Raw genomic sequence first — 24,186 nt, 5'->3', positions numbered from 1 at the left:
CATCATACTTTCAGACTATGCATGTCTACTTTTAAAAAGACTAAAAAACATACAAGCTGTTGAGAAGATGAAAAAATGGAACTCTTTACCGCTTTAGAGGAAGGGATAATGTAATTTATATCGTATATAAAAGGAAGTGAATCTGTACGTAAAGGAGAGGAACAAGCATGGTCCATAACGCATCGGCCATTACGGAAAATGAAAAAGACATGTGGCGATCGTCGCCATTCCCAACTGGCCTGTCACGCCAAAAAAGCATGACTTTTCGATGTATGAAGCATAATGGAGAGCTCATTATGACCGAGAGCGAAGGTGAACTGTTTGACTTGTTTGGCCTCAAGCGGGAAAACGTACTGCAAAAGAGAATCGAAGACATCTTCCCGAAAGAAATGGCAGCCTTTAAAAAAGAAATGTACGAAAGAGCACTAAACGGAGAGAGCCTTACGTACGAATCTGAATTGAACGGCATTCCCTTTTTAGCAGCGATCGGTCCAATCTACAATAAAGATGGAACCGTTTCTGAAGTCTATGGATTCTGTGTCGATCTGACAGAGAGAGTATCTGTTGAGACTCAGCTCGCTGAAAGTGAACAGCGTTTCCGGTCATTGATGGACCACAACATTGATGCCTTGTTTTCGCTCGACCTTGAAGGCAAATTTACGACTGTCAACAAAGCGTGTGCAGAGTTGAGCGGTTATAGTGAGACCGAACTTTTAAACATGACGTTTAATCCGTTTATGATGCCTGACCGGAGAGCAGCCGCGATCGATCAGTTTAAGGATGCATTAAAAGGGCATTCCAAAATGTATGAAACCCGTATTCAGCAAAAGAACGGTGGAACGCGGCAAATCATGTTCACTCTGACTCCGATCATCGTTCTTAATAAAGTGCTAGGTGTTTTCGGCATCGCGAAAGATGTAACCGCAAAAAGAGAGGCGGAAAAAGAACTACGCGAAACAAAGGATCTATTGGAAGCTGTCATCTATCATTCTAGTGATGCGATTTCGGTCGTACACTTAACCGACTACTCGGTAAAAGTGAACCCAGCTTTTGAATTCATATACGGCTGGTCTCAAGACGAGCTCACGAACCTGACTTCACATATCCTTCCCGTTGTTCCTGAGGATAAGGCAGCCGAATCCGAAAGGCTGATGACGATCGTCAAACATGGTGGATATGTTAAAGGTGTGGAGACGATCCGGTTAACGAAGTCTGGCAAACGGCTAAATGTAAGCCTTTCCTTAAGTCCAATCTATGGAGAGAACGGTGAAGTCGTCGCACTATCCGCGATCTCAAGAGATATCACAGATAAAAAACTAAAAGAAAAAGCATTAAAAGAAAGCGAAGAAAAGTACCGTATCATCGCAGAGAACACGACTGATTTAGTAGGTGTCGTTGACCTTGAAGGAAACGTTAAATACGTCTCCCCTTCAAACCGTCTTCTTCTCGGCTTTGATCCATCTCTTTATGATGGGAAAAAGATTCAAGGATTCTTCCACTCAGATGACCGGGCAAAAGTCAGAATGGCGATGAACGAGATGGTCCAAACTCAAAAGCCTGTGAAGTTCGAAGTTCGATGCAAGCATGCACATGGACACTGGGTAACCCTTGAAGCGAACGCTACCCCTATCGCAAACGATTCAGATCAGCCTGACTCGTTCGTTGTCGTAGCACGTGATCTGACCGAACGAAAAAAGACCGAAGAAATGCTAAGAAAATCTGACAAGCTCTCTGTTCTCGGTCAGCTTGCCGCTGGTGTAGCACACGAGATTCGTAACCCGCTCACTTCGATCCGCGGATTTTTGCAGCTTTTGCAATCAAGGGCGTCAGAGAATGAGGACTATTACGAGATCATGCTCTCAGAGATCGATCGAATCAACAGCATCGTCGGAGAATTTATGTTGCTCGCCAAGCCGCAAGCCATGAACTTTGTACAGACGGATCTCCGCCAATTGTTACGACACGTCATCTCAATTCTTGATACACAGGCGATCCTAACCAATGTCCAAATCTATTTCGAGAATGAACCAGATCTGCCAGAAATATGGTGTGTGGACAATCAGATTAAGCAAGTATTCGTGAACATGCTGAAAAACGCGATCGAAGCGATGCCAACAGGCGGCTCTGTACATATTCATTTAAAGAAAGAAGGCGGATATGTGATCGCTTCTTTCATCGATCATGGCTGCGGAATTTCAGAAGAACGCTTGCCAACTTTAGGTGAACCTTTTTATACCACAAAGGAAAAAGGTACCGGCCTCGGGCTCATGATCTGTTACAAGATCGTAGAGAACCACCACGGTAAAATACTGATCAACAGCAAGATTGATGAAGGAACAACCTTCTCCATCCTGCTTCCGATCGATAAAAACAAGCCTGTGTCTTGAGTAGACGCAGGCTTGTTTTTTGTATTTGAAGGCTTGGTCTAGCCTCTGTTTGTCGAAAATCGTTTAAATAATTTTATCCGTGAAATTATTGGCTCTATCCGTGAATATATATTAAATTACCGTGAAAATATAATAGATTACCGTGAAATTATTTAACTTTATGATTTCCACTAACAAAATTTTCAATGCATACTAGATCAAACAGCCAATTTCAGCCCTCTTTAAAAACAAAAAAGCCCTGACTCAACCAAAAACATTGAATCAGAGCTTCATTCTATTCTTTTATGATATTTCCACCGGCCGATTTTTCAAGTCTGTTCATAATCGCAACACCAACACCAGTTTTCGGGAAAACCTCTCCGAAAATTTGATCGACACCGGCTTCGTTAAACGCGCGTAACGCTTCGTATAGGTGCTGAGCTACGGTTTCAGGGTTAGAACGATTTCCCGCTGGAATCACACAATCCGCTTTATAAACGCTAGCTCTTTCTTCTGTCGTCAGAATTCCAATCCGTTTTCCTGCTTCGCGTTCTTGATCAACAAGTCTCTGTAGAAATTCCACACTTCCATCCACAAGAACGAACGGTGCGTCAGGTGCATAGTGTGTATATTTCATCCCTGGCGATTTAGGCGCATGCTTCTCGTTCTCCAACCCCGGATCAACAATGACTCGCCCTGCACCAACTACTTTTTCAAGCTCTTCTAACGTGATTCCGCCAGGTCGTAAAATCGTGACAAGTTCACCTGTACATTCCACTACAGTAGATTCAACGCCTACACCTGTTGAACCGCCATCCACAATGCCCGGAATCCTGCCCTTCAAATCTTCATAAACATGCTGAGCAGAAGTCGGACTTGGTTTTCCAGAAAGGTTTGCGCTTGGCGCGGCAAGCGGAACATTTGATGCAGCGATAACAGCTAGAGCGATCTCATGGTCTGGCATCCTTACCGCAACTGTGGATAACCCAGCAGTCACTCTTTCACTAACGTTTTCACCTTTAGGCAGTACAATCGTCAATGGACCTGGCCAAAACGCGTTCATTAATTTTTGTGCGGTCTCTGAAACAGAAGAAACAAGACCTTCTAGTTGTGAGAGATCTGATATATGAACGATTAGAGGATTATCACTAGGTCTTCCCTTTGCTTCAAAGATGCGTTTGATCGCATCATCACTTCTTGCATTTCCCGCTAATCCATAAACCGTTTCTGTCGGAATGGCTATTACTTCATTCTTATTTATCCACAAGGAAGCTTGAATAATATGTGGATGATCTTTTAACGTTTTTTCTGTTTTATCCACAGGCCAGCGTTCCGTTTGGAATGAGTTCATGTGATAAATCCTTTCTATTACTCAGGTCAACCTTATATGGAAAGGTCGATTACAAAACTTTTATATCCACAGAGTTATACACAATTTGTCGTAAATTGTGGACAACTTGTTGACAATCTCTGATTAATCCAATGCATAAGCTAAAAGTTCTGCTCCTGATGTTGCATTATTTTTTATATGATCAGCGCTCTCGATATGTGGAGGCACTTTATCTTTCGGAATTGTTTTAAAAGAAAGTTGTTCGAACATATGCACAGCTTTCGTAAGTAAATAAAGGGTTTCGACTCCTTTATCTTTTGAGTATACCAAAATTTTATCAATGAGTTTAAGAAGAAGCGTCTCTGAAGAATATTTCTGCTTGAGTACGAAAGACCGGAGCAAGCCATCGTTTCCGATTCTCTCTAAACCTACTGTACCGATCGTCTCACCTTGGTCGTTTACCACGACTAAATAATTTTCGATGCTGTCTTTGATCCCTTCTGACTGAAGTCCAGCTTTTCCGACGAGCTGTAACAGATCTTTTGCTTCATGCTGCATAGCCTGCCTTAAAATTATCGTCATCAATAACTCCCCTATTCCTATATAATTTCAGCCTTCATTCGGCTGTTTTTCACCATATCATCCGAAAATCGTTTTAAAAAAAGAAGGCTAACCACCATTTGTTTACCTTCTTCATTTTCTATAATCTATGAAAATAGGGAGGAAAATATGCACATTTTACGAGAATAAGGACCCTACAAAGCTGAAGAGGCTATCAAACAGTTCTACCACAAAGAATTTCGTCTCAATTTCCTCAGTTTCATCTGCTTGATCCGCTTCTGCATCAGAAGCTGTATCTACTACATCACCTTTACCATTTTTGTTTTCTTTTACTGCATCGCCATTTTCAAAGTCTAGAAAGCATAATGGCGGGAAGAGTACACACCACCAGTTCTTCCCTTCACCTTCACCAAGTGTGATCAGCACCGCTTCATATTGTCCTGCCGGATAGATGAAGTCACCGTACATTTTAGTAGGGAAAGCTACTTTGTTTAACTCTACAGAAAACGCCTTCTCAAGGCCGGCATCATCCAGCTTACTTTGAACGATCTTTTCAATCGTTGGCAGCTGTTTACGAATGATCTCACGTGCTTCAGAAATTGAGGATAACTCATCCACCCAAGTCGTGATCTGGGCATTCACTTCATCACGGATCTCACGCTTCAACTTTTGGTCGGCATCCGTATTGCTGTTTGCTAGAATGCGAAGTCTGATCGATTCTTCAGGTATTTTAACAGAGGCGTTCATTGTTGCGTTCGCCACCTTGGTTTGTGTTTCAAAAAATAAGAACATCACCGCTAAAGAGATAAGTACTAGAATAAAGAAATGATTGCGTTTTTTCATTGTTTTTTCCTCCCCCGTCGTATCTAACCACAGTTTGGACACTGTGGGATTTTTTCATACTAGTAATCTACTAAATTTCGTTCTGTCTGATTCGACATTCGTTGAAAGTGGTTGATTTCCGTTACAGATGCTCGCTTTCCCGGGGGCGTGCGGTGAGCCACCTAGCGCTCTGCACTCTTAGGTGTCTCACCTGTCCCGCTGATCCCCCAGGAGTCTCGCATCTTTCACTTCAATCAACTTTTCAAAGATGTGGGAGAGTAAGACCTGAAGAAAGTCTTTTCAAAGACAACCAAACAGGAGAAAAATTTACCAACTTGCAAGCCGCTTCTATTTCTGTTAACTTAAATGTGTAAACGGTTACATATATGTTTTAGAGGAGGCGGAAATTTGGTTACGATTCGTGATGTGGCAAAAAAATCAGGTGTATCGGTTGCGACGGTTTCTCGCGTTTTAAACGCGAACGGATACGTCCATGAAGATACGCGCAAAAAAGTGATGGCTGCCGTTGATGAGCTGAAGTACAGTCCAAATGAAGTCGCCCGTTCCCTCTATAAAAAGAAATCTAAACTGGTCGGATTGTTGCTGCCAGACATCACAAACCCATTTTTTCCACAGTTAGCAAGAGGTGTAGAAGATGAGATGCAAAAAGGCGGTTATCGTATTCTTTTTGGAAACAGTGATGAGAATGCTGAGAAAGAGCTAGATTATTTGAACACGTTTATTCAAAACAATGTAGTCGGCATCATTTCAGCCACGAACAATAAAGCAAAAAACAACTATAGAGACCTTTCCATTCCCGTAGTCTTTCTAGACCGAACATCGACTGATTATCCATCGGTCTATGCAGATGGAAAAGAAGGTGGCAGAATAGCTGCAGAAGAGATTGTGAAAAGGGGCAGCAAACGGATCACGATTTTGAAAGGTCCTGCGCATATCCAACCGGCACAAGATCGTTTTCAAGGTGCGTTAGAAGTGTTAAGTCAATCGAACATTGATTTTCATGTGATGTCGACGACTTCTTTTGCTTTTGAAGATGCAGAGAAATGGGCGAAAGAACTTTTTGCAACATATCCTGATACAGATGGTGTGTTAGCGAGCAACGATATTGTGGCAACAGCCGTCTTACATGAAGCGCTTCGTCTCGGAAAATCGATTCCGGAAGAACTTCAGATCATCGGGTTTGATGATATACCACAGAGCAGTTTGTTATTCCCTTCCCTCTCTACTATTCGCCAGCCGGCTTATGAGATGGGAAAAGAAGCGGCACAGCTGCTTGTAAAAATCATTAATCAAGAAAAAATTCATCAACAGCAGGTTCAACTGCCTGTTACATTTATAGATCGAAACACAACAAGAAAGGTTGATACGAATGGTTAAAATTGTAGTCATCGGAAGCTCTTCGATGGATCTCGTCGTTACATCTGATCAACGTCCAGGAGCAGGAGAAACTGTTTTGGGACGTTCGTTTAAAACGGTACCCGGAGGAAAAGGAGCGAACCAAGCAGTCGCGGCTGCTCGTCTTGGTGCAGAGGTGTACATGATCGGATGTGTAGGTGACGACCATTATGGAGCAGCGATTCTAGAGAACTTTAAACAAAACGGTGTTGATGTAACGAATGTGGAACCGGTTACAGATACAGAGAGCGGTACAGCTCATATCATTCTAGCTGAAGGTGATAACAGCATCATCGTTGTTAAAGGGGCGAACGATCATGTGACTCCCCATTATGTGAAGAAATCAGAAGCACTCATCAAACAAGCAAACATGGTCCTCATTCAACAAGAGATTCCGGAAGAAACGATTGAATATGTAGGTGCGCTTTGCAAGGAGCTTGATGTTCCGTTGTTATTGAATCCAGCTCCTGCTCGCCCACTCTCTAAAAAAGTGATCGAATCGGCAAGCTATATTACTCCGAACGAACATGAAGCTGCTGTTCTTTTCGATGGTCTATCAACAGATTCAGCACTAAAACAGTATCCGAACAAAGTGTTCATTACAGAAGGAAAAGCAGGCGCTCGTTATTTTAATGGTGAAAAAGAGATCACCGTTCCCTCTTACACAGTAGAAGTAACAGATACGACAGGAGCTGGAGATACGTTCAACGCCGCACTAGCTGTTGCTTTAGCAGAAGGCAAAAGCATCACTGAAAGTTTGCAGTTCGCCAATCGAGCCGCATCCCTATCTGTTACGAAGTTCGGTGCGCAAGGCGGCATGCCGAATCGATCAGAAGTGGAGGCATCTTTATGAAAAGACACGGCATCTTGAACAGTCATATCTCAAAGGTTTTAAGTGACCTCGGCCACACAGATCTTATCGTGATCGCGGATGCTGGTCTTCCGATTCCGAGCGATGTTCCGCGAATCGATCTGGCACTCACGCTCGGGGTACCGAGCTTTAAAGATGTTGTTTCCGCTGTATCAGAGGATATGGTCGTGGAACAAGTGATACTCGCAAGTGAGATCAAAGAGAAGAACGAAGAGACGTTAAGGTTTATGAACGATACTTTTTCTGAAACAGAACAAAAATTCGTTTCTCATGAAGCGTTCAAGCAATTAACAAAGCAGGCGAAAGTAGTCATTCGAACCGGTGAAGTGACGCCGTATGCCAACTGTATCCTGCAAGCAGGTGTAATCTTCTAAAAAGAGGTGATCGTTTTGCACATTCAAATGAACGACATATATAAAGCTTTTGGTGCCAATCAGGTCTTATCAGGTGTTGACTTCGACCTTCAACCAGGCGAAGTGCATGCTCTAATGGGTGAGAACGGCGCTGGAAAATCAACGTTGATGAACATTTTAACCGGACTTCATAAAAGAGATTCGGGAACCATTCAGATCGATGGACAAGAACGATATTTTGACAATCCGAAAGAAGCCGAGAAGCACGGAGTCGCGTTCATCCACCAAGAATTGAACGTATGGCCTGACATGACCGTACTTGATAACCTTTTTATCGGCAAAGAGCTGCGGTCACCGTTCGGTCTTTTAAAAACAAAAGAAATGAAAGCGTTGGCAAAAAAGCAGTTTGAAAAGCTAGCCGTCACCATTCCACTTGAAAAAGACGCAGGGCTCTGTTCAGTTGGTCAACAGCAGATGATCGAGATCGCAAAAGCGCTTATGACAAATGCCAAAGTCATCATCATGGACGAGCCGACCGCTGCCCTTACAGAGCGTGAGATTGAAAAATTGTTTGACGTGATCAACGCTCTACGAAAAGAAGGCGTTTCGATTGTTTACATCTCACACCGTATGGAAGAGATTTTCGCGATTTGCGACCGGATTACGGTGATGAGAGATGGGAAAACGGTTGATACGAAATTGATCTCTGAGACTAGCTTTGATGAAGTAGTACGAAAGATGGTCGGCCGTGAGCTTACAGATCGCTTTCCGGAGCGAAATCCACAAGTCGGTGAGACTGTTTTAGAAGTAAGAAACGCAACGAGAAATGGAATCTTTGAAAATATTAGTTTCTCTGTAAGATCCGGTGAAATCGTTGGCGTTTCAGGCCTGATGGGTGCAGGTCGTACGGAGATCATGCGCGCGTTATTCGGTCTCGATCAGCTAGATTCTGGCGAGATCTGGGTTGGTGGTCAGAAGGTATCCATCAAGAACCCATATGAAGCGGTGAAACGTGGCATCGGTTTTATTACAGAAGATAGAAAGAACGAAGGCTTGGTGCTCGATTTTTCGATACGGGAAAACATGGCACTGCCGAACTTACGAAGTTTTTCTAAAAATGGCGTGATCGATTATAAAACAGAGACTGACTTTGTTGATATGCTCATCAAACGTTTACAGATTAAGACCGAATCGAGCGAGACGAATGCCAAGAATCTTTCCGGAGGCAATCAGCAAAAGGTGGTCATCGCGAAATGGGTTGGAATCGGACCAAAAGTATTGATCTTGGACGAGCCAACAAGAGGCGTTGACGTTGGTGCGAAGCGTGAGATCTATCAGTTGATGAACGAACTTACCGATCGTGGTGTAGCGATTATCATGGTCTCGTCAGAACTTCCAGAAGTTCTTGGCATGAGTGACCGCATTCTTGTCGTTCACGAAGGACAGATCAGCGGTGAACTCACGAAGAGCGAAGCGACGCAAGAAAGAATTATGACATATGCAACGGGAGGACAATAAAAATGAAAACGTCACCGGCTAAAGTAAATCATGTAGAAAATCTGATGCAAAAACTTGGACCTCTATTAGGACTGTTGATTCTTGTCACGATTGTCTCGATCCTTAATCCTAGTTTTCTAGAACCACTAAACTTATTAAACTTACTGCGCCAAGTCGCAATTAACGCACTCATCGCCTTTGGTATGACATTCGTTATTCTAACGGGAGGAATCGACTTATCCGTTGGGGCCATTCTCGCGTTATCAAGTGCACTGATGGCGGGAATGATCGTATCAGGCGTCGATCCGATGCTAGCGATATTGATCGGATGTTTATTAGGTGCTGTAATGGGTGCGATCAACGGACTTTTGATCACGAAAGGAAAAATGGCTCCATTTATCGCTACTCTCGCAACCATGACCATTTTCCGTGGATTAACGTTAGTGTATACAGACGGTAATCCAATCACGGGTCTTGGCGAAAGCTATATGTTCCAACTTTTTGGACGAGGCTATTTCTTAGGTATTCCGGTTCCAGCGATCACGATGATGCTTGCTTTTGCAGCGTTCTGGGTGATCCTTCATAAAACACCATTCGGACGAAAAACGTATGCGATCGGTGGTAACGAGAAAGCCGCGATTATCTCCGGAATTAAAGTAACTAAAGTAAAAGTCATGATCTATTCATTAGCAGGACTATTAGCAGCACTAGCTGGAGCGATTCTTACTTCACGTCTGAACTCTGCTCAACCGACTGCCGGCACCTCGTATGAACTGGATGCAATCGCAGCAGTTGTTCTAGGTGGAACAAGCTTATCTGGCGGACGCGGACTAATCGTCGGAACATTGATCGGTGCATTGATCATCGGAACGTTAAATAACGGTTTGAACTTGTTAGGTGTATCATCATTCTTCCAAATGGTCGTAAAAGGAATCGTTATTCTGATTGCGGTATTGATCGACCGTAAAAAAGCAGCTTAGGAGGGTTTCTGAATGAAAAAAGCTTTAATACTCATCATGTCTTTATCTGTTTTCTTGTTAGGTGCCTGTTCATTAGAGCCCCCTTCATGGGCAAAGCCGGCTAAAAAAGGTGATGGAGAAAAAATTAAAATCGGTTTATCCGTTTCAACCCTTAATAATCCGTTCTTCGTATCGATGAAAAATGGCGTGATTGATGAAGCGAAAAAGCAAGGTGCCGAAGTGATCGTTGTCGATGCACAGAATGACTCTGCGAAACAAGTAAACGATGTAGAAGATCTTTTGCAGCAAGGCATTGATACTCTGTTAATCAATCCAACAGATTCAGCAGCGATCTCAACCGCTGTTCAATCTGCGAACAACCTTGATGTTCCGGTTGTCACACTAGACCGTTCAACAGATAAAGGAGATGTAGCAACGCTTGTTGCCTCTGATAATGTAAAAGGCGGCCAGATGGCTGGTGACTTTATCGCAGAAAAGCTCGGTGAGGGTGCGAAGGTAGCTGAGTTAGAAGGTGTACCTGGAGCTTCGGCAACACGCGAGCGCGGAAAAGGATTCCACAATGTGGCCGATGAAAAGTTAGACGTTGTAGCCAAACAAACGGCTGACTTTGATCGAACAAAAGGATTAAACGTTATGGAGAACGTTCTTCAAGGAAATCCAGATATTAAAGCGGTTTTCGCTCATAATGATGAGATGGCGCTAGGCGCACTTCAAGCGATCAACAGCTCTGGTCGAGACGTGCTCGTTGTTGGTTTTGACGGAAACGAAGATGCGATCAATGCTGTAAAAGAAGGAAAGCTTGCAGCAACTGTTGCACAGCAGCCTGATCTGATCGGTGAACTTGCAGTAAAAGCCGCATCCGACGTACTAGCAGGAAAGAAAGTAGAAAAGAAGATTGCAGCACCGCTTAAGTTGATGGTGAAAGAAGAGTAGTTGAACAGAGTGGAAATAATAGTAGAATGAAAGAAGTTAGAAATGGCCGACTGGATGCAAGCGTTACATGCTTATACCTAGTCGGCCTTTTGAATTGTGTGTAAATTGTTTGGGGTCTGACCCGGGGTCAGACCCCATTTCCCACTTTATTTCCCGAGGATGGCGAAAACCATGCGGTCCTTGCCGCTAATGTCTTCTTTTACATACACATCCGCACCCGGGAACGTGACACGAAGCATGCCCGCTACCGTCTCACCCTGCCCCGCTCCTACTTCAAAGCCTACGATCGCTTTTTCTTTTAGAACGAGAGGCAGCTCTTCCATGAATCGACGATAGAACACATAGCCGTCTTCCCCGCCACTTAGTGCTCTCATCGGTTCACGGTCTTTTACGATCGTTTCAAGGACCGCGATCTCATGATCTGGAATGTAAGGTGGATTTGATACGACAACATCAAGTTTCTTCCCACTACTAATAAAAGGCTGTAAAAGGTCACCGTGTAGGAATGTAACCTCTGCTCCAAGTCGATCTGCATTTCCTTTCGCTACTTCGATAGATTCTTCTGCAATATCAACCGTGTATACGTTCAGTCGATTATTTTCTAAAGCTAACGAGATCGAGATAGCTCCGCTTCCCGTTCCAATATCTGCAACAGCAACGGTCTCATCGTCACTGAAATATTCTGAGATAAGCGTTAGTGTGTGTTCGACCAACTCTTCTGTTTCCGGTCTTGGAATGAGAACTTCTTCGTTCACCGAAAACGTTCGACCGTAAAATTCTTCTTTTCCGGTAATATACTGAACAGGCTCTCCTTCAACGTGGCGAGCGACTGCCGCTTTGAGTTGCCACTCATTCTCTTCACTCATCACATCATGTAGGCGCATGAGCATCTCTGTTCGATTCACATCCCCTAAAACATGTCTCATCAAAATTTCTGCAGCAAAACTTTCGCGTCCGTTTTCAGCTAAAAAAGAAGAAGCCCACGCGAGGGCTTCATGAACTTTTGTACTCATTTTACGCGTCCGCCTGAGCTTTCATCTTGCTTGTTTGGTCTTCTGTAATCAATGCTTCAACGAACTCATCCATCTTACCAAGAAGGATCTGATCAAGCTTTTGAATCGTTAGACCGATACGGTGATCGGTAACACGGTTTTGCGGGAAATTGTACGTACGAATACGCTCTGAACGGTCACCTGAACCAACCGCACTCTTACGTGTTTCATCGTACTCTTTTTGTATTTCGCGCTGAATTTTATCATAAACACGCGCACGAAGAACCTTCATCGCTTTTTCTTTGTTCTTGATCTGTGATTTCTCATCCTGACACGATACAACCGTACCTGTAGGAACATGTGTTAAACGAACCGCTGATTGAGTCGTGTTTACAGACTGACCCCCTGGACCAGAAGATGTAAACGTATCAACACGAACGTCTTTTTCGTGAATCTCAACTTCAACTTCCTCAGCCTCTGGAAGTACAGCCACCGTCGCTGTAGACGTATGGATACGTCCGCCTGATTCTGTTGAAGGGACACGCTGAACACGGTGTGCGCCGTTTTCATATTTTAACTTCGAATAAGCACCAGCACCATTGATCATAAAGATGATCTCTTTGTATCCGCCAAGCTCTGTGTAAGAAGCTTCGATTACTTCAGACTTCCATCCTTGCATCTCTGCATAACGCGTGTACATACGGTAAAGGTCGCCAGCGAAAAGGGCTGCCTCGTCTCCACCTGCTGCACCACGAACCTCGACGATAACGTTCTTGTCGTCGTTCGGATCTTTTGGAAGCAATAGGATTTTTAACTGAGCAGTAAATTCTTCGATCTGTTGGTTAAGCCCTGAGATCTCTTCTTTTACCATCGCTGTCATTTCAGCATCAAGCTTATCTTCGAGCATTAATTTTGCTTCGTCTAATTGTTCTTTCGCTTCTTTATACTCACGGTAAACCGCTACCGTATCTTGAAGGGAAGATTGCTCTTTTGAATAATCGCGCAGCTTGTTCGTATCATTTATAACCTCAGGGTCACTGAGTAATTCATTTAACTTGTCATATCTTGCTTCGATCGTCTCTAAACGTTCTAACATGGTTTTTCACCTCTGTTTTATATGCATAACATTATAATTATAGACTATTACAGGTCTTACAGTCAAAAGCAAAAAGGAACGAAATCAATAAAAAAGGCCGCCCTTTCCTTCAAAAGAGAGCCTTCATGAAACTTAAAGACGATATTTACATTTTCCGTTTTTGCAGCGACTCTCTCATCGATTCCGCCAATTCTTTCACTTCGATCAATCTTTGAACTTTTTCAGCATCTTTTAAAAAACCATACTTGATCTGATTCGATTCTGTTACAGATATGTATGCAGGATGTTTTTCAATCAGCAACATCTCATCACCTGCTGCAACCAATCCTTCTTTTATAACCCGAAGGTAATAACCGGTACGCCCCGTAACTACAACCTTTTTGATCATATCTGGCCGACAAAGAACAGAAGCTAATGTCTGACAGGGCTGACGAGGCTGTGTGATCTGCACGATCGCTTCGCCTACTGAAAACAAGTCACCTATACAAACATCATCCTCTAAAAGACCTCTCACTGTTAGGTTTTCTCCGAAAGATGGTACGGATAAAGGCACTTCTAAATTCAGCTCAGTCGTCCACTTTTCATAATGCTCAAACGGGTACACACAGACTGCTTTATCTGTTCCACCATGGTGCCTCGTATTCCCCACTCCGTCACCTTCAAAGTGTGTTATATGTAAAAAAACAGGTTGCTGCTGCGGCGTTTTGTTGTAGGCTGTAAAAAAAGTTTTAGTTTGTGTCTCCACTTCTTCTGGCAGCTTAATGTTTAACGAAGCTATATTCCCCTTCATTCCCCTCACCTCACGAAAAGCATAGCACAGGACAAAAGGAAATTAATAGGAAAAGATATTGCGGCGCAACTGCTCATAATCAATACGCTCTTGGTTCATTCGAATCGCTTTCGTCAGCTCCTCGATGACCACTTTTTCATTCGTGATCACGTTAAACACATAAGGAATGGTCGCAAAATGTCCAAGAAAATGCGTACAGCCAACATAACGCGGGTTGTCCGTCTGATTTTCATTTTTATATTTAATAATAAAATTGCCCATGCCTTCGTAGACAGGATCCAATGGCTTTTGTTCAAGTTTTTTTATTAGTGTATGAATCGGCTGAACCGGTGCGTTCCAGTCCGTTCCGTTCGATTTGATCTCTAGCACAGTCCACCACCTCTTTCTACTATCATAGTTCGTTTTAACTCTGTACTTCTTGTTGGTCAAAGTGAAGAGAGTTGTGGCATCATACAGGTAACGTTACTTTTTTCGGAACAATGGGAATACTATATGGTTAGAGAGACGTAAGGAGCTGATCAGATGAAATATTGCATTATTGGTGGAGATGCGGCTGGAATGAGTGCCGCGATGCAGATTGTTCGAAATGAAAAAGATGCCGACATCACGGTTCTTGAAAAAGGCGGTATCTATTCTTATGGACAATGCGGACTTCCTTATGTTGTAGGCGGGCTCATCCCTTCTACTGATGAACTTATCGCTCGCAGTATTGAGACGTTCCGTGAAAAATATGGCATGGATGCCCGTACGTTTCACGAGGTAAAGAATATAGATACCCGTTCTAAAACAGTGTCTGGTGTACATACGAAGACAGGGCAATCGTTCGAGTTGCCATATGATAAGCTCTTAGTGGCTACCGGTGTTAGTCCGATCATACCGAAACAGTGGACAGGATTGCATCTGAAGGGCATCTATCCCCTCAAGACGATTCCTGATGCCGAGGAACTCATGGCCGGGTTAAAAGATGTTCAGAACGTAACCATCATCGGTGGAGGGTACATTGGCCTTGAAATGGCCGAAAACGTACTAAGACTCGGTAAAAAGGTACGTATCATCCAGCGCAGCAATCAGCTTGGAAGTATCTTTGATCATGATTTTTCTCCATTCATTCATGAAGAGGCAGAAAAACATGGCATCGAACTTTGTTTAGAAGAAGAAGTGCTTGGTTTTAAAGGCGACGATCACGTTCAATTCGTAAAAACAGCCAAAAAAGATTATCCAACAGACCTTGTTATCGTGTCTGTCGGTGTGTCACCGAACACAAACTTTTTAAAAGAAACGGACGTAGCACTCAATGAACAAGGTGTTATCGTCGTGAATGAGTCGATGGAAACGAGTGTGGGTGGTATATACGCGGCAGGTGATTGTGCGACCCATTATCACCGAGTTAAAAAACTAAATGATCATATTCCATTGGGGACGACAGCAAACAAACAAGGCCGAATCGCCGGATTAAACATGGTTGGTGTGAAAAAACCTTTTAGAGGAATCGTAGGTACATCTATCATCCAATTCATGAATCTAACACTTGGAAAAACAGGATTATCGAATAAAGAAGCTGAAAAACTGAACATTCCTTTTTCAGAGATCAAGATTACATCAAAAAGTCATGCTGGTTATTACCCTGATCCAAAGAAATTAGAAATAAAATTAACATATCACAAAGAAACAGAAAAGTTACTAGGTGCGCAAATCATCGGTGAAGAGGGCGTAGATAAACGTATCGACGTGCTTGCAACAGCACTTTATCATGAGATGGATGTTGAGGAATTGGCAGATTTAGATCTGGCATACGCGCCTCCGTATAACGGGTCATGGGACCCCATCCAGCAAGCAGCTCGAAGACTTGGGAAATAAATTGGGAAATGGGGTCTGACCCCATTTCCCGTTTTATTTCCCACAATATTAATGATCGATTTTTAGTGAGAAGTTATATCGCGGAACAGCTCGCTCTACGGCGTTCATAATTTTACGATGCGTCGCTGCTCGTTCTTTTTTGGACATATCATGCGGCACGTTCACATGAATGTGGGCATAATTTCCGTTTATTGTGACCATCTGCGGATTGATCCCAGATGAATCAATAACAGCCTGACGAATCATATCCTGGTCATCAGACAGGTCGAATCGTGTGGTGTTCATCGTCCGATAATCATTTGGATTCATGTTCGTGTCATAGCTATAGTTGGTTCTTGGTTCGTTTTTGGTTAGGTGGTAATTGATAATCCCATGACCAAACAGGTTATCCCGAATATCCCGTTTATCTTCATGAGCGGCAGGCTCAATTTTAGCCCCTTCTTCTTTATAAGACTGCATAGGTGAACATGCTGTTGTTACCAATAGTGCTAAAAGCGGCGCATACATTGCCTTTTTCACTATAAACACCTCCCATATCGTTAGGATTTCCTGTTTTGAAGGTGATTATGTTAAGTTGATAGCCATTTCTAGGTGGATGATTGTCAAAGGTAGCGATGAATCCACAAATTTGGAGCTTGAATCCAAAAGTTTTGGCCTTCAATCCATAAATTCCTACGTTCAATCCACAAGTTTTGGCCATTTATCCACGAGTCGACACGCCGCGACATTTTTCGACTTCACCTGCATGCTACCTCAGTCCTACCAACATCAAAAAAAGCCCGAGAGCACTTAGCTCCCGGACAATATTGTATCAAACCTTTATTTCAACCGACCTTCTAAGCCCTCTGCGCTTGATAGGAGGTTTCTTTTCTTTCCTGGTACTTCATGACAATGGCGGCAGCGCGGTTCATATGACTCGGACGCCCCCACTAGAATCACTGGATCATCGTAAGAAGCAGGTCTGCCATCGATTAAACGCTGTGTACGGCTAGCAGGTGATCCACAAACCATGCAGATCGCTTGAAGCTTTGTCACATGTTCAGCAAGAGCCATCATCTTTGGAACGGGTCCGAACGGCTCGCCTTTAAAGTCTTGATCTAGCCCTGCCACGATCACGCGCAGTCCTTGATCTGCTAACTCTTGAGCAACCGGAATGATATCTTCATCAAAGAATTGCACTTCGTCGATCGCTACGACTTCGGTTTCAGGCAATACATTTTTTAAGATCTCCACAGAACGTCCGACCGGTTCAGCCATAACAGCTGTTCCGTTATGAGACACAACCGATTCTTCGCTATAGCGGTTATCGATCAGCGGCTTAAACACCTGTACTTTTTGCTTTGCATACGTCGCTCTTCTTACGCGGCGAATAAGTTCTTCTGATTTTCCAGAGAACATGCTGCCGCAGATCAATTCGATCCAGCCATTTTGTTTCATCACATACATGGCCTGCTCCCCCTTTCGCAACAATCTTTCCCTTAGTATGTACGAAATGTATGATGTTTTACCATACATAAACGTTCGTTACTGGAGTACTTGACTCCTTTTAAGGCGTATAAAAAACCCGGTCCATCAAAACAGTTACCGAGTTCTTAAAATGTTTTTCTATAAAATACAAAAGAAAAAAGGGCAAGAAAGACTCCTGCCCTTTTACTTGCAACAAATTACTTAAGGTTGTATTTCTTCTTAAAGCGGTCAACACGTCCACCAACATCAGAGAACTTCTGACGTCCAGTGTAGAACGGGTGAGTGTCAGAACTAACATCCACTTTGATTACTGGATATTCGTTACCATCTTCCCACTTCATTGTCTCGCTTGAAGACAAAGTTGATCCTGAAAGGAAGCTAAATCCGCTTTGAGCGTCAACAAAGATAACCTTTTTATAATTCGGATGAATTCCTTGTTTCATTCTAATTCCACTCCTTCTGCCCTGTTTCCTATGCGGAGACAGAGTTATAAACACATAAAAATAGTATAACAGGGACAAAACCCATTTGCAACCATACTTTTTCGTTAGTTTGTTACGGGTTTAGCTCGCTTTGGCGCTCCCTTTTTTTCACTTTCAAAAAGCTCGAAAAACTCTTCGTTATTCTCTGTTTTACGCATGCGTTTCATGAACTTGTCTACGAAATCGAACGAGTCATCCATCGTTTTACGGATTGACCAAAGTGCCTCAAGATGATCTTTCGCGATAAGCATCTCTTCTTTTCTCGTTCCTGAACGGCGAATGTCGATCGCAGGGAAAATACGGCGCTCAGCCAGCTTGCGGTCTAAGTGAAGCTCCATGTTTCCTGTTCCTTTGAACTCCTCGTAGATAACATCATCCATACGAGATCCCGTATCCACGAGTGCTGTTGCTAAAATCGTTAAGCTTCCGCCTTCTTCGATGTTACGAGCCGCACCGAAGAAACGCTTCGGACGGTGGAACGCGGCAGGATCGATACCGCCAGATAGTGTACGTCCGCTTGGCGGAATGACAAGGTTGTAAGCACGAGCCAGACGAGTGATGCTATCAAGCAGGATCACAACATCCTTTTTGTGCTCTACAAGTCGCATGGCACGCTCTAATACGAGCTCTGCTACTTTAATATGGTTTTCTGGTACTTCATCAAACGTTGAGCTTACAACGTCTCCTTTTACAGAACGCTCGATATCGGTTACTTCCTCAGGACGCTCATCGATAAGCAAGACGATCAGTTCTACTTGCGGGTTGTTCGTTGTCACACTGTGTGCGATTTCCTTCAGTAAGCTTGTCTTACCCGCTTTTGGAGGAGCGACGATCAGACCACGCTGACCAAAACCAACTGGCGCCATCATGTCGATGATACGCGTTGAAATGTTGTTGCTCGTTGTCTCCATAACCATTTTCTTCTCCGGATAAAGAGCCGTCAGTGCAGGGAAATGCACGCGTTCCTTTGCCGTTTCCGGGTCCTCACCATTAACCGCATTCACTTGTAAAAGTCCATAATAACGTTCGTTTTCCTTTGGCGGACGAACTTTTCCTGATACTTTATCTCCGTTTCTTAGATCGAATCGACGGATTTGTGAAGCTGAGATGTAGATATCTTGAGAACTTGGTGAATAGTTGATCGGACGTAAGAAGCCGAATCCTTCGTTCGGGATGATCTCTAATACGCCTTCCATAAAGGAATAACCATCAAGCTCTGCTTGTGCTTTCAAAATCGAAAACATCAATTCACGCTTTGTTAATTTACCGTAATACTGAATATTATATTGTTTGGCAAGCTCATAAAGCTCTTTTAATTTCTTTGTCTCTAATGTTGCTAAATCTATCCCCATAGTGACACCACGCTTTTCTATTAATAACTATCTTTTGTTTATGATTTAAATGGGATTTTTTATGTTGGTTTGGTTTTGGTTTTTTAATGGAAGGAGTTCCTTTGAAAGTTAAGGGTATTAGTGGGTATGAAGAAAATATTAACCTAATGAATCATACTTCTTATTTTAACCACATATTCGTTCTTTAATCAAGCAACAGAAACTCAGAAGTAATGACTTCTAACGAGAATTTACAACACATGCTGAGCTTTTGCAACTGAAATCGAGATTAATTCATGTAATTGTAACGGAAAGACCGGACGAAGTTGTCCGGCCTCACTCGTTATTTATGGTTTGATCACAAGATCTGGTTTCTTCTTCAAGCTGTGTCTTCCATCGATAAATCGTACGGTTCCTGACTTCGCACGCATAACAACAGATTGCGTTGTACCCGTCGACCCGTCAAAACGTACTCCTTTTAAAAGCTCACCGTCTGTAACGCCTGTCGCAGCAAAGATCGCGTCGTCCCCTTTTACAAGGTCGTCCATGTATAATACACGATTAACGTCGTCGATACCCATGCGTTTGCAACGTTCTAATTCTTCGTCGTTTTGTGGAAGAAGCTTTCCTTGAAGCTCTCCACCAAGGCATTTTAACGCAACAGCTGCGATTACACCTTCAGGAGCTCCTCCTGAACCGAATAAAATATCTACGCCTGTATCATCAAACGCCGTATTGATCGCTGCTGCTACATCACCATCTGAAATAAGCTTGATACGCGCACCCGCTTCGCGGATATCTTGGATGATCTGCTCGTGACGTGGTCGGTCTAGGATTACCGCTACCAAGTCTTCGATATTTTTATTCTTCGCTTCTGCTACTGCTCGTAGGTTATCAATAACAGGTGCGTTGATGTCGATCTTCCCTACACTCTCACGCCCAACGGCGATCTTGTCCATGTACATGTCTGGTGCGTGAAGAAGGTTTCCGTGGTCTGCGATCGCTAAAACAGCCAAGGCGTTCCACGTTCCGGATGCAACGATGTTCGTTCCTTCTAACGGATCGACTGCAACATCTACGCGAGGACCATAGCCTGTCCCTAGTTTTTCTCCGATATAAAGCATAGGAGCTTCATCCATCTCGCCTTCACCGATCACAACTGTCCCTTTCATCGGAACCGTATCAAAAACGTTACGCATCGCAGTTGTGGCTGCATCATCCGCTTCGTCTTTCTTTCCTCTTCCCATCCAACGTGCTGATGCAAGAGCTGCCGCTTCTGTTACACGAACAAGCTCCATCGATAAACTTCTCTCCATGTTTGTTCCCTCCCCATACTTTAACCGCTTACATAATTATCCTGAAGAAAAATCACCAGGTGATGGTGATTTCTCGTTTTAACTTATGAATTCTTAAGCTCTTCCATCTCTTCTGCACCTAAGCTCTCACGCCAAACTTTAGCGCCAAGTCCTTTTAACTTATCAACTAAAGATTCATAGCCGCGATCGATGTGCTCAAGTCCAGAGATCTCTGTAACTCCTTCAGCCATCAGACCCGCTACAACTAGCGCCGCTCCAGCACGAAGGTCAGAAGCTTTCACTTTTGCGCCTTCAAGTTTCGCTGGCCCATTTATTATAGCAGAACGTCCTTCTACTTTCACATTCGCTCCCATACGACGAAGTTCGTCGATATGTTTAAAACGTGCGCTGTAGATCGTATCTGTTACGATGCTCGTTCCTTCTGAGCTTGTTAAAAGTGAAGTGAACGGCTGCTGAAGATCCGTCGGAAACCCTGGATAGACGAGCGTTTTGATGTCAACGCTCTTCAGTGGATCTTTTCCTCGATAAACGAGCACTTGATCATCTTTTGTTTCAATATATACACCCATCTCTCTCAATTTAGCGATGAGAGATTCTAAGTGTAGAGGAATCACATTATCTAGCAATACTTGCTGACCCATTGATGCTGCTAAAATCATGTACGTTCCTGCCTCAATGCGGTCAGGAATGATCGAGTGACGGCAGCCGTGCATCTCATCGACACCATCAATACGAATAACATCCGTTCCTGCTCCTTTGATCTTCGCACCCATGCTTGTTAAAAGGGTAGCCACATCAATGATCTCAGGTTCTTTAGCAGCGTTTTCAATGATCGTTTGACCTTTTGCTCTTACTGCTGCGAGCATGATGTTGATGGTCGCACCAACACTAACAACGTCCAAGTAGATTCGTGCACCAACGAGCTCGTCCGCGCGAAGATAGATCGCCCCTTGCTCGTTCGTCACTTTTGCGCCTAACGCTTCAAATCCTTTAATGTGCTGATCGATCGGACGTGGTCCTAGATTACAGCCTCCTGGCAATCCGATGACCGCTTTTTTGAAACGGCCAAGCATCGCACCCATCAAATAGTAAGAAGCACGCAGCTTTTTCACTTTTCCGCTCGGCAGTGGCATCGCAATCATTTTTTCAGGGTTAACCGTTAGAGTCTGATTCTCATCCAGGTAAGCTTCCCCTCCGATTTCCTCTAACAGATCACGTAGAATACGAACGTCTGATATGTTAGGCAAACCTTCAATGGTAACGGTAGATTCTGCTAATATCGTTGCGGGGATCAAAGCCACCGCACTATTTTTTGCTCCGCTTATATGGACCGTTCCTTCTAGAGGATAGCCCCCTTCAATCATCAGTTTTTCCATGGTAAACTCCTTTCAGTAAGAGTCACAAAAGTTGTGATTGTGTTACCTTTTTAGATAGTACTATTATTTACCAATATTTTCTTTTCATGTATAAAAATTTGTGTGTTTCAGGTACCTCGTTTGAGAGTAGTTGATTTCCGCTCCAGGTTGCACGCTTTCCATGGGGCGAACGGTGAGCCTCCTGCCGCGTTGCGCCTTTAGGAGTCTCCACCTGATGGCTCGTCCCATAGGAGTCGGCAACCTTCCGCTACAATCAACTTGCAATGAAGAAGCTAAGAACTTTTAATAAGGACACTCTTTTTCTAAAAGATAGTACTTTCAAATCTCGCCTTCTATGACTGTTGATTGGAGTGTAAGATGCGAGACTCCTGTGGGACAGGCGGGCAAGTGAGACACTTAAGCCGAATGTGGCTCACGGCCTGCCCCACGGAAAGCGAGCATCTGAAATGGAAATCAACCACTTCCAAAAGTGTTATTTGCAATTACTTCCTGTTTGCAGCGTCCCAGTCAGCTAGGAATTTCTCGATTCCTTGATCTGTTAGTGGGTGCTTAACTAGTCCTTTGATTACGTTTGGTGGAATTGTTGCGATGTGTGCGCCTCGTAATGCCGCTTCTGTTACGTGAACAGGGTGGCGGATCGATGCTGCGATGATCTCTGTTGGGATCTCATGAATCGCAAAAATTTGTGCCACTTGTGAGATAAGCTCCAAACCATCTTGGCCGATATCATCTAAACGACCTAAGAAAGGTGATACATACGTTGCACCTGCACGAGCTGCAAGCAATGCTTGGTTTGCATTAAAAATAAGCGTTACGTTTGTTTTAATATTTTCATCAGAGAACGTTTTTACCGCTTTTAATCCGTCCAGTGTCATTGGAACTTTTACTGTAATATTCGGTGCGATCTTAGCTAGTTCGCGACCTTCTGAAACCATTTCTTCATAAGAAGTTCCGATCACCTCAGCACTAACAGAACCCGGTACAAGGCTCGTGATTTCCTTTAATCTTCCATGAAAATCTACGCCTTTTTCTTTAGCGACTAAAGAAGGGTTCGTCGTTACTCCAGATAAAATGCCCAGGTCATAGGCTTCTTTAATATCATCAATGTTTGCAGTATCAATAAAGAATTTCAAAAATAATCACTCCTGTTTTTTTGAGTATGTCTATCTTTTATATTCTTTTATAACATGTTCGTCTTCATACACGAAGGATTACGCTTACAAAACTTCGTGTCATTCTTTTATTATCTATACGTGGTTCGCGTTTTTGCACTCTTATAGTGTAAATGAAACCGCCTATGATGTATAGGCGGTTTCATGAGAAAGGTTATATTAAGCTTTGTTAGAAGAACCAAACTCACGCATTTTTCCAGCTACAGTAGCTTGGATCGCATCACGAGCAGCAGTTAAATAGCTGCGTGGATCATATTTGTCTGGGTTAGATCCGATGTATTCTTTAACAGCTTTGTGAGAAGCAATTTGGTTTTCTGTGTTTACGTTGATTTTAGCAGTTCCTAAAGAAATTGCTTTTTGGATATCTTTTGTTGGGATACCAGTACCACCGTGAAGTACAAGAGGTACACCAGTTAGTTCCATAACTTCTTTCATGCGGTCGAATCCTAAGTTCGGCTCACCTTTGTAAGGTCCGTGAACAGATCCTAGTGCAGGCGCGAAGCAGTCAACACCAGTCTCACGAACAAGTTGATCACACTCAGAAGGAATCGCGTAAGCTGCATCTGCATCTTCAACAACTAGATCGTCTTCTTGTCCACCGATACGGCCAAGTTCTGCTTCAACAGAAACACCGTGGAAGTGAGCAAGTTCAACCACTTTTTTAGTAAGAGCGATATTCTCTTCTAACGGGTGGTGAGATCCGTCGATCATTACAGATGTGAAACCTGCATGAATCGCTTCAGCACACTTTTGGTAGCTAGAACCGTGGTCAAGGTGGATCGCTACAGGTACAGTTACTTTGTACTCTTCGATAAGCGCTTTAACCATAGCAACTACAAGCTTGAATCCGCCCATATAACGAGCAGCACCTTCAGAAACACCAAGAATTACTGGAGATTTCTCTTCTTGTGCAGCCTTAAGGATCGCTTGAGTGAACTCAAGGTTGTTCAAGTTAAATTGACCAACTGCATAATTTTCCGCTTTTGCTTTTTCAAGCATTTCTTTCATTGAAACTAAAGGCATAGTAATGTCCTCCTTAGATATTGGCACGAGCAGACCAACTACATTTTTGTATAGTATATTTGCTGAAATGCGCATACACAGCAAAAAGAAGCCACTTTAGTTTACCTTTCATGGCGTCTTGCTAAACATTTCATTATGCTCATATTTCATTCTAG

At 43.3% G+C, this 24,186-nt stretch carries 23 protein-coding genes; 8 read left to right on the top strand and 15 right to left on the bottom strand.

Features of this window, described 5'->3' with window-relative positions:
* Positions 1-167: 167 nt before the first annotated feature.
* On the top strand, positions 168-2,387 hold the full coding sequence (locus tag HU823_RS06645; RefSeq protein WP_197221518.1) for a PAS domain S-box protein: 2,220 nt from the start codon (positions 168-170) through the stop codon (positions 2,385-2,387).
* Between the two features lie 274 nt (positions 2,388-2,661).
* On the opposite strand, the gene HU823_RS06640 is transcribed toward HU823_RS06645, so the two are convergent.
* The 3 genes from HU823_RS06640 to spoIIR form a co-directional block, all read right to left on the bottom strand.
* The gene (locus tag HU823_RS06640; RefSeq protein WP_197221517.1) at positions 2,662-3,717 is read right to left on the bottom strand and encodes an L-threonylcarbamoyladenylate synthase; all 1,056 of its coding nucleotides are present in this window, start codon (positions 3,715-3,717) and stop codon (positions 2,662-2,664) included.
* 123 nt (positions 3,718-3,840) lie between these two features.
* Entirely contained in the window at positions 3,841-4,278 is a 438-nt protein-coding gene (locus HU823_RS06635) for a GNAT family N-acetyltransferase (RefSeq protein WP_066398985.1), read from the bottom strand.
* Positions 4,279-4,434: 156 nt separating this feature from the next.
* Entirely contained in the window at positions 4,435-5,100 is a 666-nt protein-coding gene (gene spoIIR / locus HU823_RS06630) for a stage II sporulation protein R (RefSeq protein WP_197221516.1), read from the bottom strand.
* Positions 5,101-5,487: 387 nt separating this feature from the next.
* Between spoIIR and HU823_RS06625 the strand changes: the two genes are divergently transcribed.
* From HU823_RS06625 to rbsB, 6 genes are read left to right on the top strand one after another with little or no spacing between them, the layout of a single operon-like run.
* Positions 5,488-6,477 carry a LacI family DNA-binding transcriptional regulator gene (locus HU823_RS06625; protein ID WP_197221515.1) on the top strand — a complete coding sequence of 330 codons (990 nt, stop codon included), beginning with the start codon at positions 5,488-5,490 and terminating at the stop codon, positions 6,475-6,477.
* Entirely contained in the window at positions 6,470-7,348 is an 879-nt protein-coding gene (rbsK, locus tag HU823_RS06620; RefSeq protein ID WP_197221514.1) for a ribokinase, read from the top strand. Before HU823_RS06625 ends, rbsK begins: the two co-directional genes overlap by 8 nt.
* Complete coding sequence (gene rbsD / locus HU823_RS06615) at positions 7,345-7,740, top strand: D-ribose pyranase (protein WP_197221513.1); 396 nt, start codon at positions 7,345-7,347, stop codon at positions 7,738-7,740. Before rbsK ends, rbsD begins: the two co-directional genes overlap by 4 nt.
* Before the next feature lie 15 nt (positions 7,741-7,755).
* The gene (locus tag HU823_RS06610; protein ID WP_197221512.1) at positions 7,756-9,237 is read left to right on the top strand and encodes a sugar ABC transporter ATP-binding protein; all 1,482 of its coding nucleotides are present in this window, start codon (positions 7,756-7,758) and stop codon (positions 9,235-9,237) included.
* Between the two features lie 2 nt (positions 9,238-9,239).
* Positions 9,240-10,196, top strand: coding sequence for a ribose ABC transporter permease RbsC (gene rbsC, locus HU823_RS06605; protein WP_144696880.1), 957 nt, complete (start codon positions 9,240-9,242; stop codon positions 10,194-10,196).
* A 12-nt stretch (positions 10,197-10,208) separates the two neighbouring features.
* Positions 10,209-11,129, top strand: a complete 921-nt coding sequence (rbsB, locus tag HU823_RS06600; RefSeq protein WP_197221511.1) for a ribose ABC transporter substrate-binding protein RbsB — start codon at positions 10,209-10,211, stop codon at positions 11,127-11,129.
* A 146-nt stretch (positions 11,130-11,275) separates the two neighbouring features.
* On the opposite strand, the gene prmC is transcribed toward rbsB, so the two are convergent.
* From prmC to HU823_RS06580, 4 genes are all read right to left on the bottom strand, one after another.
* Complete coding sequence (gene prmC / locus HU823_RS06595; protein ID WP_197221510.1) at positions 11,276-12,142, bottom strand: peptide chain release factor N(5)-glutamine methyltransferase; 867 nt, start codon at positions 12,140-12,142, stop codon at positions 11,276-11,278.
* 1 nt (position 12,143) lies between these two features.
* Positions 12,144-13,217, bottom strand: coding sequence for a peptide chain release factor 1 (prfA, locus tag HU823_RS06590; protein ID WP_066399006.1), 1,074 nt, complete (start codon positions 13,215-13,217; stop codon positions 12,144-12,146).
* Between the two features lie 145 nt (positions 13,218-13,362).
* A complete protein-coding gene (locus HU823_RS06585) occupies positions 13,363-14,007 on the bottom strand; it encodes an MOSC domain-containing protein (RefSeq protein ID WP_197221509.1) in 645 nt (214 codons plus the stop codon).
* A gap of 42 nt (positions 14,008-14,049) precedes the next feature.
* A complete protein-coding gene (locus tag HU823_RS06580; RefSeq protein WP_144696872.1) occupies positions 14,050-14,376 on the bottom strand; it encodes a hypothetical protein in 327 nt (108 codons plus the stop codon).
* A gap of 153 nt (positions 14,377-14,529) precedes the next feature.
* Between HU823_RS06580 and HU823_RS06575 the strand changes: the two genes are divergently transcribed.
* Positions 14,530-15,864, top strand: a complete 1,335-nt coding sequence (locus tag HU823_RS06575; RefSeq protein ID WP_197221508.1) for an FAD-dependent oxidoreductase — start codon at positions 14,530-14,532, stop codon at positions 15,862-15,864.
* A gap of 48 nt (positions 15,865-15,912) precedes the next feature.
* Here HU823_RS06575 and HU823_RS06570 read toward each other — a convergent pair whose 3' ends face one another.
* The 8 genes from HU823_RS06570 to fba form a co-directional block, all read right to left on the bottom strand.
* Complete coding sequence (locus tag HU823_RS06570; RefSeq protein ID WP_066399016.1) at positions 15,913-16,383, bottom strand: hypothetical protein; 471 nt, start codon at positions 16,381-16,383, stop codon at positions 15,913-15,915.
* A 300-nt stretch (positions 16,384-16,683) separates the two neighbouring features.
* A complete protein-coding gene (locus HU823_RS06565) occupies positions 16,684-17,310 on the bottom strand; it encodes a thymidine kinase (protein WP_144696868.1) in 627 nt (208 codons plus the stop codon).
* Between the two features lie 218 nt (positions 17,311-17,528).
* Positions 17,529-17,774 carry a type B 50S ribosomal protein L31 gene (locus HU823_RS06560; protein WP_066399025.1) on the bottom strand — a complete coding sequence of 82 codons (246 nt, stop codon included), beginning with the start codon at positions 17,772-17,774 and terminating at the stop codon, positions 17,529-17,531.
* A 104-nt stretch (positions 17,775-17,878) separates the two neighbouring features.
* Positions 17,879-19,165, bottom strand: a complete 1,287-nt coding sequence (rho, locus tag HU823_RS06555) for a transcription termination factor Rho (RefSeq protein ID WP_144696865.1) — start codon at positions 19,163-19,165, stop codon at positions 17,879-17,881.
* Positions 19,166-19,491: 326 nt separating this feature from the next.
* Positions 19,492-20,460 carry a class II fructose-bisphosphatase gene (gene glpX / locus HU823_RS06550; protein ID WP_066244703.1) on the bottom strand — a complete coding sequence of 323 codons (969 nt, stop codon included), beginning with the start codon at positions 20,458-20,460 and terminating at the stop codon, positions 19,492-19,494.
* Positions 20,461-20,543: 83 nt separating this feature from the next.
* A complete protein-coding gene (locus tag HU823_RS06545; protein ID WP_137791147.1) occupies positions 20,544-21,836 on the bottom strand; it encodes a UDP-N-acetylglucosamine 1-carboxyvinyltransferase in 1,293 nt (430 codons plus the stop codon).
* A 482-nt stretch (positions 21,837-22,318) separates the two neighbouring features.
* Positions 22,319-22,969, bottom strand: coding sequence for a fructose-6-phosphate aldolase (gene fsa / locus HU823_RS06540; protein ID WP_197221507.1), 651 nt, complete (start codon positions 22,967-22,969; stop codon positions 22,319-22,321).
* Between the two features lie 198 nt (positions 22,970-23,167).
* Positions 23,168-24,031 carry a class II fructose-1,6-bisphosphate aldolase gene (fba, locus tag HU823_RS06535; protein ID WP_066399034.1) on the bottom strand — a complete coding sequence of 288 codons (864 nt, stop codon included), beginning with the start codon at positions 24,029-24,031 and terminating at the stop codon, positions 23,168-23,170.
* Between the last annotated feature and the right edge of the window lie 155 nt (positions 24,032-24,186).

Origin of the sequence: Fictibacillus sp. 18YEL24, from assembly GCF_015903855.1 — a bacterium.
Classification (GTDB): domain Bacteria; phylum Bacillota; class Bacilli; order Bacillales; family Fictibacillaceae; genus Fictibacillus; species Fictibacillus phosphorivorans_C.
This window is presented reverse-complemented; position numbering and strand designations above follow the sequence as displayed.